At 63.6% G+C, this 13445-nt stretch carries 12 protein-coding genes; 3 read left to right on the forward strand and 9 right to left on the reverse strand.

Annotated elements, in window-relative coordinates; translation table 11 throughout:
- Positions 1–190: 190 nt before the first annotated feature.
- Complete coding sequence (locus tag ACH79_RS30350) at positions 191–730, reverse strand: alpha/beta hydrolase (protein WP_161854217.1); 540 nt, start codon at positions 728–730, stop codon at positions 191–193.
- A 105-nt stretch (positions 731–835) separates the two neighbouring features.
- Between ACH79_RS30350 and ACH79_RS30355 the strand changes: the two genes are divergently transcribed.
- Both ACH79_RS30355 and ACH79_RS30360 read left to right on the forward strand, forming a co-directional pair.
- A complete protein-coding gene (locus ACH79_RS30355) occupies positions 836–1306 on the forward strand; it encodes an Lrp/AsnC family transcriptional regulator (protein WP_161854218.1) in 471 nt (156 codons plus the stop codon).
- A 125-nt stretch (positions 1307–1431) separates the two neighbouring features.
- Positions 1432–1917, forward strand: a complete 486-nt coding sequence (locus ACH79_RS30360; RefSeq protein WP_161854219.1) for a VOC family protein — start codon at positions 1432–1434, stop codon at positions 1915–1917.
- A 42-nt stretch (positions 1918–1959) separates the two neighbouring features.
- On the opposite strand, the gene ACH79_RS30365 is transcribed toward ACH79_RS30360, so the two are convergent.
- The 8 genes from ACH79_RS30365 to lptF all read right to left on the reverse strand — a co-directional run bounded on the left by ACH79_RS30365 (position 1960) and on the right by lptF (position 11581).
- Complete coding sequence (locus tag ACH79_RS30365; RefSeq protein ID WP_161854220.1) at positions 1960–2544, reverse strand: LysE family translocator; 585 nt, start codon at positions 2542–2544, stop codon at positions 1960–1962.
- Positions 2545–2868: 324 nt separating this feature from the next.
- Positions 2869–3927: an alcohol dehydrogenase gene (locus ACH79_RS30370; protein ID WP_161854221.1), complete on the reverse strand. Its 1059-nt coding sequence runs from the start codon at positions 3925–3927 to the stop codon at positions 2869–2871.
- A gap of 23 nt (positions 3928–3950) precedes the next feature.
- Complete coding sequence (gene rsmA / locus ACH79_RS30375; RefSeq protein WP_161854222.1) at positions 3951–4805, reverse strand: 16S rRNA (adenine(1518)-N(6)/adenine(1519)-N(6))-dimethyltransferase RsmA; 855 nt, start codon at positions 4803–4805, stop codon at positions 3951–3953.
- Positions 4802–5806: a 4-hydroxythreonine-4-phosphate dehydrogenase PdxA gene (gene pdxA, locus ACH79_RS30380; RefSeq protein WP_161854223.1), complete on the reverse strand. Its 1005-nt coding sequence runs from the start codon at positions 5804–5806 to the stop codon at positions 4802–4804. Before pdxA ends, rsmA begins: the two co-directional genes overlap by 4 nt.
- A gap of 3 nt (positions 5807–5809) precedes the next feature.
- Positions 5810–6751 carry a SurA N-terminal domain-containing protein gene (locus ACH79_RS30385; protein ID WP_371419478.1) on the reverse strand — a complete coding sequence of 314 codons (942 nt, stop codon included), beginning with the start codon at positions 6749–6751 and terminating at the stop codon, positions 5810–5812.
- 71 nt (positions 6752–6822) lie between these two features.
- Positions 6823–9261, reverse strand: coding sequence for an LPS-assembly protein LptD (locus ACH79_RS30390; protein ID WP_371419479.1), 2439 nt, complete (start codon positions 9259–9261; stop codon positions 6823–6825).
- Positions 9262–9317: 56 nt separating this feature from the next.
- Positions 9318–10415 carry an LPS export ABC transporter permease LptG gene (gene lptG, locus ACH79_RS30395; RefSeq protein ID WP_161854225.1) on the reverse strand — a complete coding sequence of 366 codons (1098 nt, stop codon included), beginning with the start codon at positions 10413–10415 and terminating at the stop codon, positions 9318–9320.
- Positions 10412–11581, reverse strand: a complete 1170-nt coding sequence (gene lptF, locus ACH79_RS30400; RefSeq protein ID WP_161854226.1) for an LPS export ABC transporter permease LptF — start codon at positions 11579–11581, stop codon at positions 10412–10414. Before lptF ends, lptG begins: the two co-directional genes overlap by 4 nt.
- Positions 11582–11927: 346 nt before the next feature.
- Here lptF and ACH79_RS30405 point away from each other — a divergent pair, with 346 nt between their 5' ends.
- Complete coding sequence (locus ACH79_RS30405) at positions 11928–13430, forward strand: leucyl aminopeptidase (protein WP_161854227.1); 1503 nt, start codon at positions 11928–11930, stop codon at positions 13428–13430.
- Positions 13431–13445 lie beyond the last annotated feature (15 nt).

The raw sequence follows: 13445 nt of genomic DNA on the forward strand, positions 1-13445 counted from the left end.
TCGGCCGCGACGGGGTCGTTCCTCGCGGCGAGAACATTTCACGGCGCGGCCAATAGTTCTTGTTGCGACGCAGGGAATTGCGATGAAAGCGCACTCAGCAGACGCTTAGGCTTCCCGGTGTCAAGTTAAGTACACTGCAGCCGCAATTCGCGAGTGCTGTCGCTGTACTTCCGGCATTACGCTCCGGATGTTAATCTGCCACTCCGGCCGCAAATGCCGTGAACAATGCCTTTCCCTGCGGCCAATCCCCAAGGTCGCTGGCCTCGTTGATGTGCCCAAGCGCTCCCACTTCGACAATGCCGCTGCCCCATTGGTTCGCTCTCTCGCGGGCATAGTCGACCGTGCCATATGGATCGTACGCGCTCGCGACGATGAGCGAGGGGAAGCGGAATTTGCTCGATGGCGGATTGGCGAAACTGGCGGCCTCGATGGGGAAGGCCTGCGCTTGCGGATCAGGGACGGCAGCGAGGAATGCGCCCGAGACCTGCGCGGTGGACGCCTGCTGCCAGTGGGCAAGCAGAAGACAGGCAAGGCTGTGAGCGACAAGGATCGGCGGTCGTGACGCTGCGGCGACAGCGCGATCCAGCGCTTCGATCCAGTTCTTGAGGTCGGGCCGGTCCCAGTCGGCGGGCTGGAGGCGGCGGCAGCGCGGGTTGATGTTTTCCCATCGGGTTTGCCAGTGCTTCTCACCAGATCCGCCAATTCCCGGCAGGATAATGATGTCGGTCATGTCAGCTCCGTTGTTGCAACGGGGCAGAATTGACGGCTTCCGCTCCGGGCTGGAATGGGCAATCATCGGAAAAGACGTCTTCTTGCCGATGGATTCAAGGTCTTCATGTCTTTTCGAGAAAGTTCTGTCCCCGCGCTGGACCCGACCGATGTTGCGATTATCGAAGCGATGCAGGAGGATGGGCGCATCGCGATTTCAGAGCTTGGCCGCAGAATAGGGCTCTCACAGCCCGCGACCTCGGAGCGGGTCAAGCGGCTGGAGGAGCGCGGAATCATCACCGGCTATACCGCCAAGATCAATCCGGCCGCGCTCGGCTTGCGGATGATGGCCGTCATCCGCCTGCGCACGACCCACGAGCATATCCAGTCCTGCCTCAAGCAGTTTTCCAAGATGCCTCAAATCATGGAGGTGCTGCGGCTGACCGGCGAGGATTGTTTCATTCTCAAGGTGTTCGTGCCCTCGCCGCAGGAACTTGAGACGATCGTGGATACGGTCGCCCGGCACGGTGCGGTCACGACGTCGCTGGTTTTACGAAGCGAGCCGCCAAAGCCGATCGGTCGCGCGCTGATCCGGTGAGGGGAGGCGTCTGCGCTCGATACATGACGGGCGTGTGTCGCGGCAGATTGAAATGCAGGGCTGGAGCAAATCGACGGGGTTGCCTATCTTGGCGGGAAGTGGAGTGGAACCGAAAGGGACTCGCGATGGCCAAGAACACAGCAAAGAACACGATTTGTCTCTGGTACGACAAGGACGCCGAGGCTGCGGCCCGCTTCTACGCCGAGACCTTTCCTGACAGCGCGGTGCACGCCGTCCACCGCGCGCCCAGCGACTATCCATCCGGCAAGGCGGGGGATGTGCTGACGGTCGATTTCACGGTGGCCGGCGTCCCTTGCCTCGGCCTCAATGGCGGGCCTGCGTTCAAGCATAACGAAGCCTTCTCGTTTCAGATCGCCACCGACGATCAGGAAGAGACCGACCGCTACTGGAACGCCATCGTCGGCAATGGCGGGCAGGAAAGCGCGTGCGGCTGGTGCAAGGACAGATGGGGCATCTCCTGGCAAATCACGCCGCGTGTGTTGACCGAGGCGCTGGCGGTTGGCGGCGCCGAAGCCAAGCGCGCGTTCGATGCGATGATGGAGATGAAAAAGATCGACGTCGCCGCGATCGAGGCAGCGCGGCGCGGCTGACGCTGCGGTTGCGGGCGGGGTTACGGCGGCAGGTGCGCTCCATCAAAACGTTGCGAGCAACGGCAGCCAGATCAGGCCCGCAATCGCGACCAGCGCGAATGCACCAAGCCGGTTGACGAGATCAGGATGCGTCAGGCGGTTGACGCCGCGTCCCAGCATGGCGCCGAAGACGAGCCACGCAGCGCCGGCGGTGACGATCTGCAGCGATATCACGGTTAACCACGGCAACAATTCAAGCGGCGCAAGCTGAAGCGGCAACAGCAGGAAGGCGAAGACGATTGCCTTGGGATTCAGCAGCGTGGTTAGCAGGACGTGGCTGAACGTTACTGCGGGGCCATCGCCGAACTGGCGCGAGCGGTGGCGCCAGAGCGTGACGGCGAGGCAGAGAATGTAGATCGTGACGATGGCGCGCAGGATGACCGCAACAATCGGGACGTCGAGCATCACGGGGCCGAGAACCAGCCGCAGCAATGCGATCGCCATGAGGTAGCCGCAGAGCTCGGCCGCCAGCAAATGCAGCGATCGGGAGATGCCGACGCCTGCGCCTGATGTGGCGAGCAAAGTGTTGGTCGGCCCGGGTACCGCCAGCAGGGAATAGGATGTCACGAGGAAGGTGAGGAAGGTCATGCAGCCATCTAACCGAGCTTGGGCTGCAAGATATTGATTTGCATCATGGGAGAGCGACGCGTTCGTCGTAACCCGTCATCCCTGCGCAACGGCTTCGCCCGTCATGCCCGGCCTTGTGCCCGCCTTCGCTAAAGCTTCGGCGGACTGGCACCTGAGCCCGGCGAAGCCTTGGCGTAGCCGGCTGCCGGGCATCCACGTCTTTGCTTCAATATAGCGAGAAAGACGTAGATGGCCGGGCATAGGCGAGCGGAAGCGACGCCGTCCTTCGGACGGCTATGCCCGGCCATGACGGAAAAAGCTCACTCGATAGCCGCGCGTGCCGCTTCAGTTCTTCAGCACGATCCGCCCGACCACTTTCCCGGCGCGCAGTTCGTCGATCCATTTCTGGACGTCGGCCATCGGCTCTTCCTTCATCGGCGTCGGCTTGATCTTGCCGGCGCGGGCGAGCGCCATCAGTTCCTTGCCTTCGGCCAGCGTGCCGACCATGAAGCCTTCGATGGTCATGCGCTTGTAGACCCATTGCACCATCGGCAGGCTGAAACTGCCGCCCATCAGGCCGGAGACCACGACCTTGCCGCCGCGCGCGACCGTCGCAACCGCGAACGCCATCGATTTCTCGTTGCCGGCGAAATCGATGACGCCGTCAAAACCGCCTTCGGTCTCCTTGAGGATGCGCCTGACGACTTCCGGCTCGGCCGGATCGTAGGCGACCGCCGCGCCGTTCTGGAGCGCGGTCTCGCGTGCGGCGGGGGAGAGATCGGCGACGGTGATGTTCTGCTTGAACATCGCTTGCGCAAACGAAAGCCCCATCATGCCGACGCCGCCGAGACCGATCAGCAGCAGATTGCGCTGGCGCGGACGGTCGACCAGCCGCTTCAGCGCGCCATAGGCGGTCACCCCCGAGCACATCAGCGTCGCCGCCTGGTTGACCGGCAGCGGATCGTAGTCGAGCAGGTACTTGGCGTCGGGCACCAGCACGTGGGTGGCAAAACCGCCGTCGATGGAGACGCCGAGGAAGCGCTGCTTGACGCAGAGGTTTTCATCGCCAGCGGCGCAGTCGCGGCACTGGCCGCAGCCGATCCAGGGGAATACCGCCTGCTTCTTGCCGATCAGCTCCTTAGGCGCTTCGGGACCGACTTCATCGACGACGCCGGCGATCTCGTGGCCGAGCGTGAACGGCAGCGTCATGCCGCGCGTGGTGTCGAGCCGTTTGCCGCCGCCGAGATCGGCATAGCCGTCCTGGATGTGCAGATCGGAATGGCAGAGCCCGCAGCGCTCGATGCGGACGAGGACTTCTCGGCCTTGCGGCTTCGGCGTGTCGATGATGGTCTCGCACAACGGCGCATCGAACTTGACGAGGGATTGACGGACCATTCGCGCCATGGCGTTCACTCCTTAGACGACATTTATTTTGTGTTTCGTATATCGGCCAATTCGCGGGCCATGGCAACAAAGCCGGAAATCGGAATGGTTTCGGCGCGCCGTGTCGGGTCGATCTGTGCGGCGGCAGCTAGCCTGGCCGGATCGACCGACAGCGATTTGAGGCTCTGGCGCAGCATTTTGCGGCGCTGGCCGAAGGCCGCGGCCGCCACCTGTTCGAGCGCGCGGCGGTCGCAGGGCTCAGGTGCCGTGCGCGGCAGCAGGCGCACCACCGAGGAGGTGACTTTCGGCTGCGGCACGAACGCGGCCGGCGAAATATCGAACAGAATCTTGGTCTCGCTGCGCCAGTTGGCGAGCACCGCGAGCCTGCCATAGGCCTCGTCGTTCTCTCTGGCGACGATGCGCTCGGCGACCTCGCGCTGAAACATCAGGACCATCATGTCGTACCAGGGCGGCCATGGCTCGATGGAGAGCCAATCCACCAGCAGCGCGGTCGCGATGTTATAGGGCAGATTGGCGACGATCTTGGCGCGCTCGCTACCGAGCATCGAGCGAGGATCGAAGGCTTGCGCGTCGGCATGCACGATTTCGAGCCTACCGGGATAGCGCTTGGCGATATAATCCAATGGCGCCAGCGCGCGCTCGTCGCGCTCGACCGCGATGACGCGTTTGGCGCCGAGCGCCAATAGCGCACGCGTCAGGCCGCCGGGGCCGGGGCCGACCTCGATGATGGTTGCGCCTTCGAGCGGACCTGCGGCGCGCGCGATCCGCGCGGTGAGGTTGAGGTCGAGCAGAAAGTTCTGGCCGAGCGATTTGCGGGCCGACAGGGAATGTTCGCGGATGACTTCGCGCAGCGGCGGCAGATCGTCGATCGCGCTCATTTAGGCTTGGTCGCCGCCATGCGCGCGGCGAGCCGCAACGCCGCGGCGAGACTGGACGGATTGGCCTTGCCGGTTCCGGCAATGTCGAAGGCGGTGCCGTGATCCGGCGACGTGCGAATGAACGGCAATCCCAGCGTGACGTTGACGGCGTCCTCGAACGCAATGGTCTTGATCGGGATCAGCGCCTGGTCGTGATACATGCAGATGGCGCAGTCGTAGCTCTTGCGCGCCGCGGCGTGGAACATGGTGTCCGCGGGCAGGGGGCCGCGGGCGTCGATGCCTTCCTGGCGCAGCGCCTCGACGGCAGGGGCGACGATGTCGATGTCCTCGCGGCCGAGCGAGCCGTCTTCGCCGGCGTGCGGGTTGAGGCCTGATAGCGCAAGGCGCGGACTAGCGAGGCCGAAATGGGCTTTCAGATCCGCAACCGCAATCCGGGCGGTCGCCACGATCAGGTCGGTCGAAAGCTGGGCCAGCGCCTCGCGCAGCGACAGATGGATGGTGACGGGAACGACGGCGAGCGCCGGCGACCACAGCATCATCACCGGCTGCGGCAGCTTCCCGCCATCGGCGGCCAGTTCGGCGAGAAACTCGGTGTGGCCGGGGTGGCGGAAGCCGGCGCGGTACAGCACGCTCTTGGCGATCGGGTTGGTGACGACGGCGCCGGCGCGGCCTTGCCTGACATGGTCGACCGCCTGGCGGATGGAGGCGAGCGCCGCGTTTGCGCTGGTGTCGTCGGGCTGTCCGGGCTGCGCGGTTGCGACTTCGCCGGTCGCGACCACGGGGAGGGCTTTCGCAAACGCCGCGCTCGCTTCCTCGGGGCAGGCATCTGCGAGTTCGACCGGCAATCCCAGGATCTTCGCACGCTCCGCGAAGAAGGCGCGGTCGCCGAGCAGGTAGAACGGCGGCAGGTCCAGCTCGCCGCGCCGCCGCCACGCTTCAAGGGCGATGTCGGGGCCGATGCCCGCGGGCTCGCCGGATGTCAGCGCGAGAGGCTTTGCCATGCATCAACGACATTCGATCATTGCGGCCTTGCGGAGATCGTTCAGATACGATTTCGACTTCGCCTCGTATTTCTGGGTGTACATCTTTTCCCGGATCTCCCGCTTCTTCGGCGTATCGATCTTGGTCGGCTTCCGTTCGCACAGCGCCACCATTTCCACGCCCTGCTTGGTGATTTCAGGCGGGGTCAGGCGGCCGACCGGCGTCTTGTCCAGGAGCTCGCGCAGCGGGCCCGGAATATCGGCCGAGGTCTTGGTGACGATGTCGCGGATCGCGGCGTTCTGCATCGACTTGAAGTAGGAGTTGGCCTGTTCGCAGGACTGCACACGCTCGCGCAGGGATTCCGCCTCCTTGCGCCGCTGATCGATCGCGCCTTGCGCCGAGCCGCGCGGCACGATCAGCACGATCGGCTGCAGCCTGTATTCGAACGCGTCCACCTGGGTCGACTCGCCGCTTTGCTGGGCGGCGGCGTCCACGTCCTTTTCGCCGACCTGCAGGCTCTCCTTGTAGCGGCCGCGCACCAGGCTGCCCCAGACCATCTCGGCCTTGAGGCGGGCCTTCATCGTTTCCGCCCGGACACCCTGGCTCTCCAGCGATTTGGTCAACTGCTCCGGCGTAATCCGCATCCGCTGGCTCATTCCGGCATAGGCCTGATCGAGGTCGCTGCCGGTGGGATCGACGCCGTATCGCTTGGCTTCCTTGATCTTCACCTTGTCGCTGATCAGCTCGTCGATCACTTCCTGCCGCGGCATCTGCTTGCGCGTAGTCAGGAAGTTGAGCTTGGTGCGCTGCTCGATATCGAGGCTGGTGATGGGTTCGCCGTTGACCATGCAGGCCACCGTCTGCGCCTGCAGTGGCGAGACGCCGCCGGCCAGCACGGCGAGCGCGATGGCACAGCCGGCGGTCAGGGACCGAAGCCGGCGATGGAAAAGCGTCATGGTCGTCATGATCATGTCAGCCGTATCAACCAATCGTACCGCGTTGCGCGGCGTACTGTCCGGCAAGGTCGCGCCTCACGCTACTGGATGCCGCTGCTGCCGGACGTCGTGGACGAATTCGCAATGGTCCGCAGGCCGATCTGCAGCATGAAAGCGTGATTGAGCACCGGCGGCGTCGTCCCGGCCTGGTAGGTATAGGACGTGACGTAGTTCGCGGCCAGCACGAAGCAATCGTCCACATAACCGGCGCCGATGATGTACTGGTTCAGCTTGTTGGCTTCAAGATCCCAGCGCGCGCCGCCTGATACTACCCAGTTCGACGCCAGCTTGATCGATGCGGTGCCGAGCAGGCCTTCGCGCCGGGTCAGATAGCCGAGCTCCGGCTGGGCGGCATAGTTGCCGTACAGCATGCTGACCGACCAGCGGTCGAACGAAGCGCGTCCTTCGGCTTCGAAGCGATTGACGTTCCAGGTCGCTTCATCCATGCGCGAGCGCACGCTGAATGTGTAGGTCCGGTTCGGCGAATAATTGACGCGGGCGACGTAGTCGGACCGGGTGTTCTGCAGGCCGGATTCGAGACCGGTGTTAGTCGCATCCCGCACCGCATACGAATTCAGGCCGAACAACTGGTAGGATTGTCCGAACAGCACATTGACGCTGCCGCCGCGATCGAATTGCGTGGTCGACTGAACGCCGACATTGGCGCGGCCGCCGCCTTCGACGCGGTCGTAGCCGGAGAACTTGTCGACTGCGAACAGGTTGGAAGCGTCGAACACCATGCTCTGCGCGTCTTCGTTCGGGAGCCGGCCGGCGAAGGTCTCGTTCGGACGAGCGATGACCTGCGCGATCGGCTCGATCGTGGTCGTGCCCCACGGCTGAACGTTGATGAAGGGGTAGCGATATTCGAGGCCGACCGCCGGCATCAGGCGGACCGCCTCGGTGTCGCCGACCGGAAGGAAGTTCGAAACGCCGGGCTGGTTCGAGATCGAGGCGCTGATGGCGTCGGCGCGCATGATCGCAAACGGCGTCCAGATCTGGCCGATGGGATCGGTGTACGAGCGCCGCCACTGCGCCTGAGCCGTCAGCCGCGTATAGGTGCCGGGCATACCTCGCAGCAGGCACTGCGAGGGGGTCCGGGCCAGCGGATCGGCCGATGCGTTCAGGCACAGGCCACCGGTGTTCGCCAACGTCGTGATCGGGTCGAAGGCCGCGGTCGTGCGCGACAGGCTGGTGAAATTCGTCAGGTAGCTGACCTCACCGCCGAGGATCGGGTGGTTGATGACGTTGTTGTAGTCGATCACCGGATGGATCACCGGGACCTTGTCCTGGTTGCCGGAGAAGGAGAGGTAATAGATCGTGCGCGCGTCGAAGAAGCTGCGGTTGCCGACGCCGGTCAGATAGAGCTGCGAGATGGCTTCTGTCGGCAGGCTGAGGAACGAGCCCAGCGGATCCTTGTATTGGGCCAGCCGGTAGTCCGAGAAGAAGTAGTAGTCCGACAGCAGAACGCCGTCCCAGCCCCAGACCCATTTGTCGTTCAGCGCGAACTGGCCCTTGGTGTCGATGCCGCCGCGGAACTCGCGGTCGCCCGGCTGCCCGGCAAACGCGCCGGGGTCGAGTTGGTTAATGCCATAGCCGCGGATCTGGTACGAGCCGTTGATCAGCCGCTGGCGGAATTCGCCTTGGAACAGCACGCCCTGACGCGTGGTGAAGCGCGGGTTGAAGGTCGCGTCATAGTCCGGCGCGATCGCCCAGTAGAACGGGGTCTCGACAGCGTAGCCATAGGTCGAGTTGGTGCTGAAGATGGGCATCAGGAAGCCGGTCTTGCGCTTCACCGTCGGGTCGGGCGTCGAGAAATACGGCAGATACGCCATCGGCACGCCGAAGAACTCGAGCTGCGCGTTTTCGAAGTACAGCATCTTGTCGGTCTGGTCGTGGATGATGCGCGCACCCTTGACCTGCCACAGCGGAGGCTTCTTCGGATTGTCCTTGCACGGCGCGCAGGCGGTATAGACGCCGTTTTCGAACACGGTGTAATTGCCGGCGGAGCGGTCGGCGCGCGTCGCCGCCATGCGCGTGTCATCAGGCGTATCGACGCGCAGCGAATCGACGAAACCGTCACGGTAGTCGTCGCTCAGATCCATGATGTTGGCGTAGGTGACTTTGCCTTCCGCATCCGTCAGGCGGATGTTGCCTTCCGCATGCAGACGCTTGGTCTTCTGGTCGTAGATGACCTTGTCGGCCTCCACGCTGGTGCCGTTGTAGAACATCTGCACGTTGCCGACCGCCGACACGCGCTGATTGTTGTAGTCGTAATCCACCTCGACCGCTTGCACGAGCATCCGGCCGTCATTGTTGGCCGGCCGCGGCGGCGGCTTGGGCGGGCGCGGATTGTAGGTGAAGCTTTGCGCTGAAGCCGGCACCGTCAGGGCAAGCTCAAGCGAGCCCGCAAACGCCAATCCGGCGAGCAGGGCAATCATAGGTACGCCAACGGCGGCCAAGCGGGCTCGATGGCAGCGCACGGTTGTGCGCCGCCTGAACGCAGGCGACCTCAACTGGCGGGCGGCGACAACGGCCACTACCCGTCCTCCTGGTACAGCAAAGCTAAGAAGCCGGTGAGGCCGCCCACACAGACGGGCAACCACGCCGCAGCGATGGGATGCATCAACTCAGCCTTGCTCAAATCCTCAGTAACTTTCGATAGAACGTAGAGCAGAAAGCCTGCGCCCACGCCACTCAAAACCATCTTCTGCACGCCGCCCATCCGGAAGAAGCGAAGACTGACGGAAGCCGCCAACATCACCATTGCAGCCAGCAAAAACGGCTGTGCGATGAGCTTATGGTACTGCAGACGGTAGCCTGCGGTCGCGAAGCCCGAGCTTTCGGACGAGCGGATATAGCCGGGCAGTTGCCAAAAAGACACGGTTTCGGGGGTGGAGAAACTGTTGCGGACCTGGGCCGGGGTTAGCGTGGTCGTGAGGTAAAAGCTGTCCTGATCAACCGGAGGTTTATCAAGGGAGTACCTGCGTACCGATTTGAAGGCCCAGCGGCCTTCCTCGAGGGCGGCTTCGCGCGCTTCGATTCGCTCCTTGAACTGGAGGTCGGTATCGAATCGGAACACGGTCAGTCCGGTCAGCCGGACACCCTGCTGCTCGCTGCGGGCCGCGTTGATGATCGACTGGCCATCGCTGTTGATCTGGTTCAGCCAGAAGCCGGATGCATCCTGGATGCCGCCACCGGGCGCCGAGCCGAACAGCTCGGCCTCCATCCGCTTGGACAATTCGCGCAGGTTCGCCGACATCGGGTTGTAGGCGACGGTTGCGAGGGTGCCGAGGATGATCGAGCTTGCCAGCGCGGGCGAGATGAATTGCCAGGCGGACACGCCGGCCGCGCGGGCGACCACAAGCTCGAGCCGCCGCGACAGCGCCAGATAGCAGGTCATGGCGCCGATCAGGACGCAGAACGGCATCAGCTTTTCGAGCAGTTGCGGCACGCGGTACAACGACGTCTGCGCCACCGTGATCGCGGATGCCGACGCCAGCCCGGAGGTCTTGCGGACCATCTCGATGTAGTCGACCAGCACCAGCAGTACGAAAATGCTCGCAAACACGCCCACCGCCGAGACCAGGAAGCGGCCGGCAAAATATCGCCCGAGCGTGTTGGTCATCATGCTCATGCGGTGGCCGGCCGTCCGAAGAGCCGCGCGAGGCGTGCGTTCGACCTGTTGATGGCCTCCATCAGCGCAGCCGGCGGCTCCACCACGACGCCGCCGACGATCATCCACAGCCCGATGGCGATGGCGGCGAACAGCATCGAATACTGGACGAGCGCCATGACCGGCGTCTTCACCGCCATGACCGAGCAGGCAAATCCCGCCATGCGCAGGCCGAACACCGCCAGGATGGATCCGCCGATCGAAAAATTGCGGCTCTGCCGCGTCGTGCGTGGCGTGCCGAGGAAGGCAAAGGTCAGGACGGCGAATGCGAAGGGATAGACCGGGGCCAGTATGCGGTCATGCAACTCGGCGCGAAACTGCCCGGACAGTTGCTTGAATACCGGATCGTCCTCCGAGGGCGAGATCAGTTCCCAGAGATAGCGTTCGCGAATTCCGAATGTGATGTCGCGGCCCCGATTGGAGAATTTCGACATGTCGAAGGCGTAGCGGCCGAATGCCACCAGCGCCGGATCGCGCTTTCCCGCCTCGAAACGTTCGAGGTTGCCGTCCTCCAGCACCAGATAGGAGCCGCTCTCGTTCTTCAGCACCGTGCCGTGGTCGGCGATGATGGTGATGCGCTCCTTGGGATCGCGGCGGTCATCGACGAAGATGCCGGCGAGCACGCCGCCCGGCTGCCGCTCCCGGATGCGAATCGTCAGGTTCGGATCGAGCTGGGCGAAACGTCCGGGCTGCAGGATGTTGGTCAGCACGTCGGCGGTGATTTCGGCGTCCCATTGCTTGATCCGGCGCATGCCGTCGGGGGCGAGATAGGAGCCGATGAAGGCAACGATCAGGGCCACCACGCAGGTGGCGTAGAAAAACGGCCGGAACAGCCGGAATGGCGAGAAGCCGGCGGCGTTCATCACGATGATTTCGGAATCGGTGGCGAGCTTGTTCAGCGTGTGCGAGATCGCGATCATCAGCGCGATCGGCGCGATGATCAAAACCAGCGCCGGGATCACGAGGCCGGTGATGCCGAGGAAGGTGATGATGGTCTGGCCCTGGCTCGTCATCAGGTCGATGCCGCGCAACGCCTGCGTAATCCAGATCACGCCGGTGAGGCTGACCAGGACCAGCGCAAACGACGCGAGCGTCGTGCGGAAAATGTACCTGTCGATCGACCCCATCGTTACCGCACGATCCCACCTTGTGCGCCCAGAGGGCAGCTTCCGACCAATCCCTTTTCAGGGTTCCCCTTTGGTCGGGCCACCTTTCGTCAGCCGTCTACACTCTCACTACCATCCCTTTGATCCGTCAACAAAATGGCCGGGCCGTGGCACCCCCTCGGTATGGTTAATAAATACCATCATGTGGCGTTCCGGTCACGGCAGTGCTTGGCAGCGCGGCGGCTGACAGGCCATAGTGCCGAAAACATCAGGTCCGGAGCGATTTGGACCGTTACTGAGAGACAATTCCATAAATCCGGGCCGATTCCGGACCCGCAAGACAGCCCTGAATTCTGGAGGATTACCTATGTCCGACGCCGTCAAGGTCGGCTTTGTCGCCTTTTCCACAGCCCCCCGCGGCGTTCTCGTGGTGTTTTGCGACGACGCATTGAAGTTCGGCGAGGCGACGCGGAAGGCGCTGGGGAAGGCATCCGATACGGTCAAACGGGCGGCGGCGGCCAACCAGTTCAAGGGCAAGAGCGGCTCGACGCTCGATATCCCGGCGCCGGAGGGAATCAAGGCGGAGCGCCTGATCGTCGTCGGCGTCGGCAAGGCGGCCGATATCAAGGAGAAGGATTTTCTCAAATTCGGCGGGGTGACGGCGGGCAAGCTCAATGCCGCCAGCGAAGCGGTCACCGTGATTGCCGAACTCCCTGAGGGGGCGATGCAGGCCGATTCTGCCGCCGCGATCGCATCGGGCCTCCGGCTGCGCGCGTATAAGTTCGACCGCTACAAGACCAAGAAGAAGGACGGCGAGAACGGAGAGATTCGCGCCGACGTTTCGATTGCGGTCGAGGATGTCGCCGCCGCGCGCAAGGCGCTTGCGCCCGCGTCCCATGTCGTGGACGGCGTGATCATCGCCCGCGAACTCGTCAACGAGCCGCCGAACGTGTTGTACCCGGTGGAATTCGCGCGCCGTGCGAGCCAGCTCAAGAAACTCGGCGTCGATGTTGAGGTGCTCGACGTCAAGGAGATGAAGAAGCTCGGCATGGGCGCCTTGCTCGGCGTCGCGCAGGGCTCGACCCAGCCCGGCCGCACCGTGATCATGCGCTGGAACGGCGGCAAGAAGGGCGATCAGCCGGTCGCTTTCGTCGGCAAGGGCGTATGTTTCGATACCGGCGGCATTTCCATCAAGGGCGCCGCCAGCATGGAGGACATGAAGGGCGACATGGGCGGGGCGGCCTGCGTGGTCGGGCTGATGCATGCGCTGGCCGCGCGCAAGGCGAAGGTCAACGCGGTCGGCGCAATCGGCCTGGTCGAGAACATGCCCGACGGCAACGCGCAGCGCCCCGGCGATATCGTCACCTCGATGTCGGGGCAGACCATCGAGATCATTAACACCGACGCCGAAGGCCGGCTCGTGCTGGCCGACGTGCTCTGGTACGTGGCGAAGAAGTTCAAGCCCAAATTCATGGTCGATCTGGCAACGCTCACCGGCGCGATCATGGTCGCGCTCGGAACCGAATACGCCGGCATGTTTTCCAACAACGACGAACTGGCTGACAGGCTCAGCAAGATCGGAACCGAAACCGGCGAACGCGTCTGGCGCATGCCGCTCGGCCCCGAATACGACAAGCAGATCGATTCGCAGTTTGCCGACATGAAGAACACCGGCGGCCGCCACGGCGGTTCGATCACCGCCGCACAATTCCTGCAGCGGTTCGTCGACAACACGCCGTGGGCGCATCTCGACGTCGCGGGAACCGCGATGGGCGCGCCGAAAACCGATATCAACCACAGTTGGGGATCCGGCTATGGCGTTCGCCTGTTGGATCGGCTGGTAGCGGAATATTACGAAGCCACGAAGTAATCCGGTCGCAGCCGC

The sequence above is a fragment of the Bradyrhizobium sp. CCBAU 051011 genome (genome assembly GCF_009930815.1).
Classification (GTDB): domain Bacteria; phylum Pseudomonadota; class Alphaproteobacteria; order Rhizobiales; family Xanthobacteraceae; genus Bradyrhizobium.

Bases quoted from the DNA above. Each gene is read 5' to 3' on its own strand.
- ACH79_RS30350 (WP_161854217.1), bottom strand. From the start codon at position 730: ATGACCGACATCATTATCCTGCCGGGAATTGGCGGATCTGGTGAGAAG.
- lptF (WP_161854226.1), bottom strand. From the start codon at position 11,581: ATGGGGTCGATCGACAGGTACATTTTCCGCACGACGCTCGCGTCGTTT.
- rsmA (WP_161854222.1), bottom strand. From the start codon at position 4,805: ATGAGCGCGATCGACGATCTGCCGCCGCTGCGCGAAGTCATCCGCGAA.
- ACH79_RS30370 (WP_161854221.1), bottom strand. From the start codon at position 3,927: ATGGCGCGAATGGTCCGTCAATCCCTCGTCAAGTTCGATGCGCCGTTG.
- lptG (WP_161854225.1), bottom strand. From the start codon at position 10,415: ATGAGCATGATGACCAACACGCTCGGGCGATATTTTGCCGGCCGCTTC.
- ACH79_RS30385 (WP_371419478.1), bottom strand. From the start codon at position 6,751: ATGACGACCATGACGCTTTTCCATCGCCGGCTTCGGTCCCTGACCGCC.
- ACH79_RS30360 (WP_161854219.1), top strand. From the start codon at position 1,432: ATGGCCAAGAACACAGCAAAGAACACGATTTGTCTCTGGTACGACAAG.
- ACH79_RS30405 (WP_161854227.1), top strand. From the start codon at position 11,928: ATGTCCGACGCCGTCAAGGTCGGCTTTGTCGCCTTTTCCACAGCCCCC.
- ACH79_RS30365 (WP_161854220.1), bottom strand. From the start codon at position 2,544: ATGACCTTCCTCACCTTCCTCGTGACATCCTATTCCCTGCTGGCGGTA.
- ACH79_RS30355 (WP_161854218.1), top strand. From the start codon at position 836: ATGTCTTTTCGAGAAAGTTCTGTCCCCGCGCTGGACCCGACCGATGTT.
- pdxA (WP_161854223.1), bottom strand. From the start codon at position 5,806: ATGGCAAAGCCTCTCGCGCTGACATCCGGCGAGCCCGCGGGCATCGGC.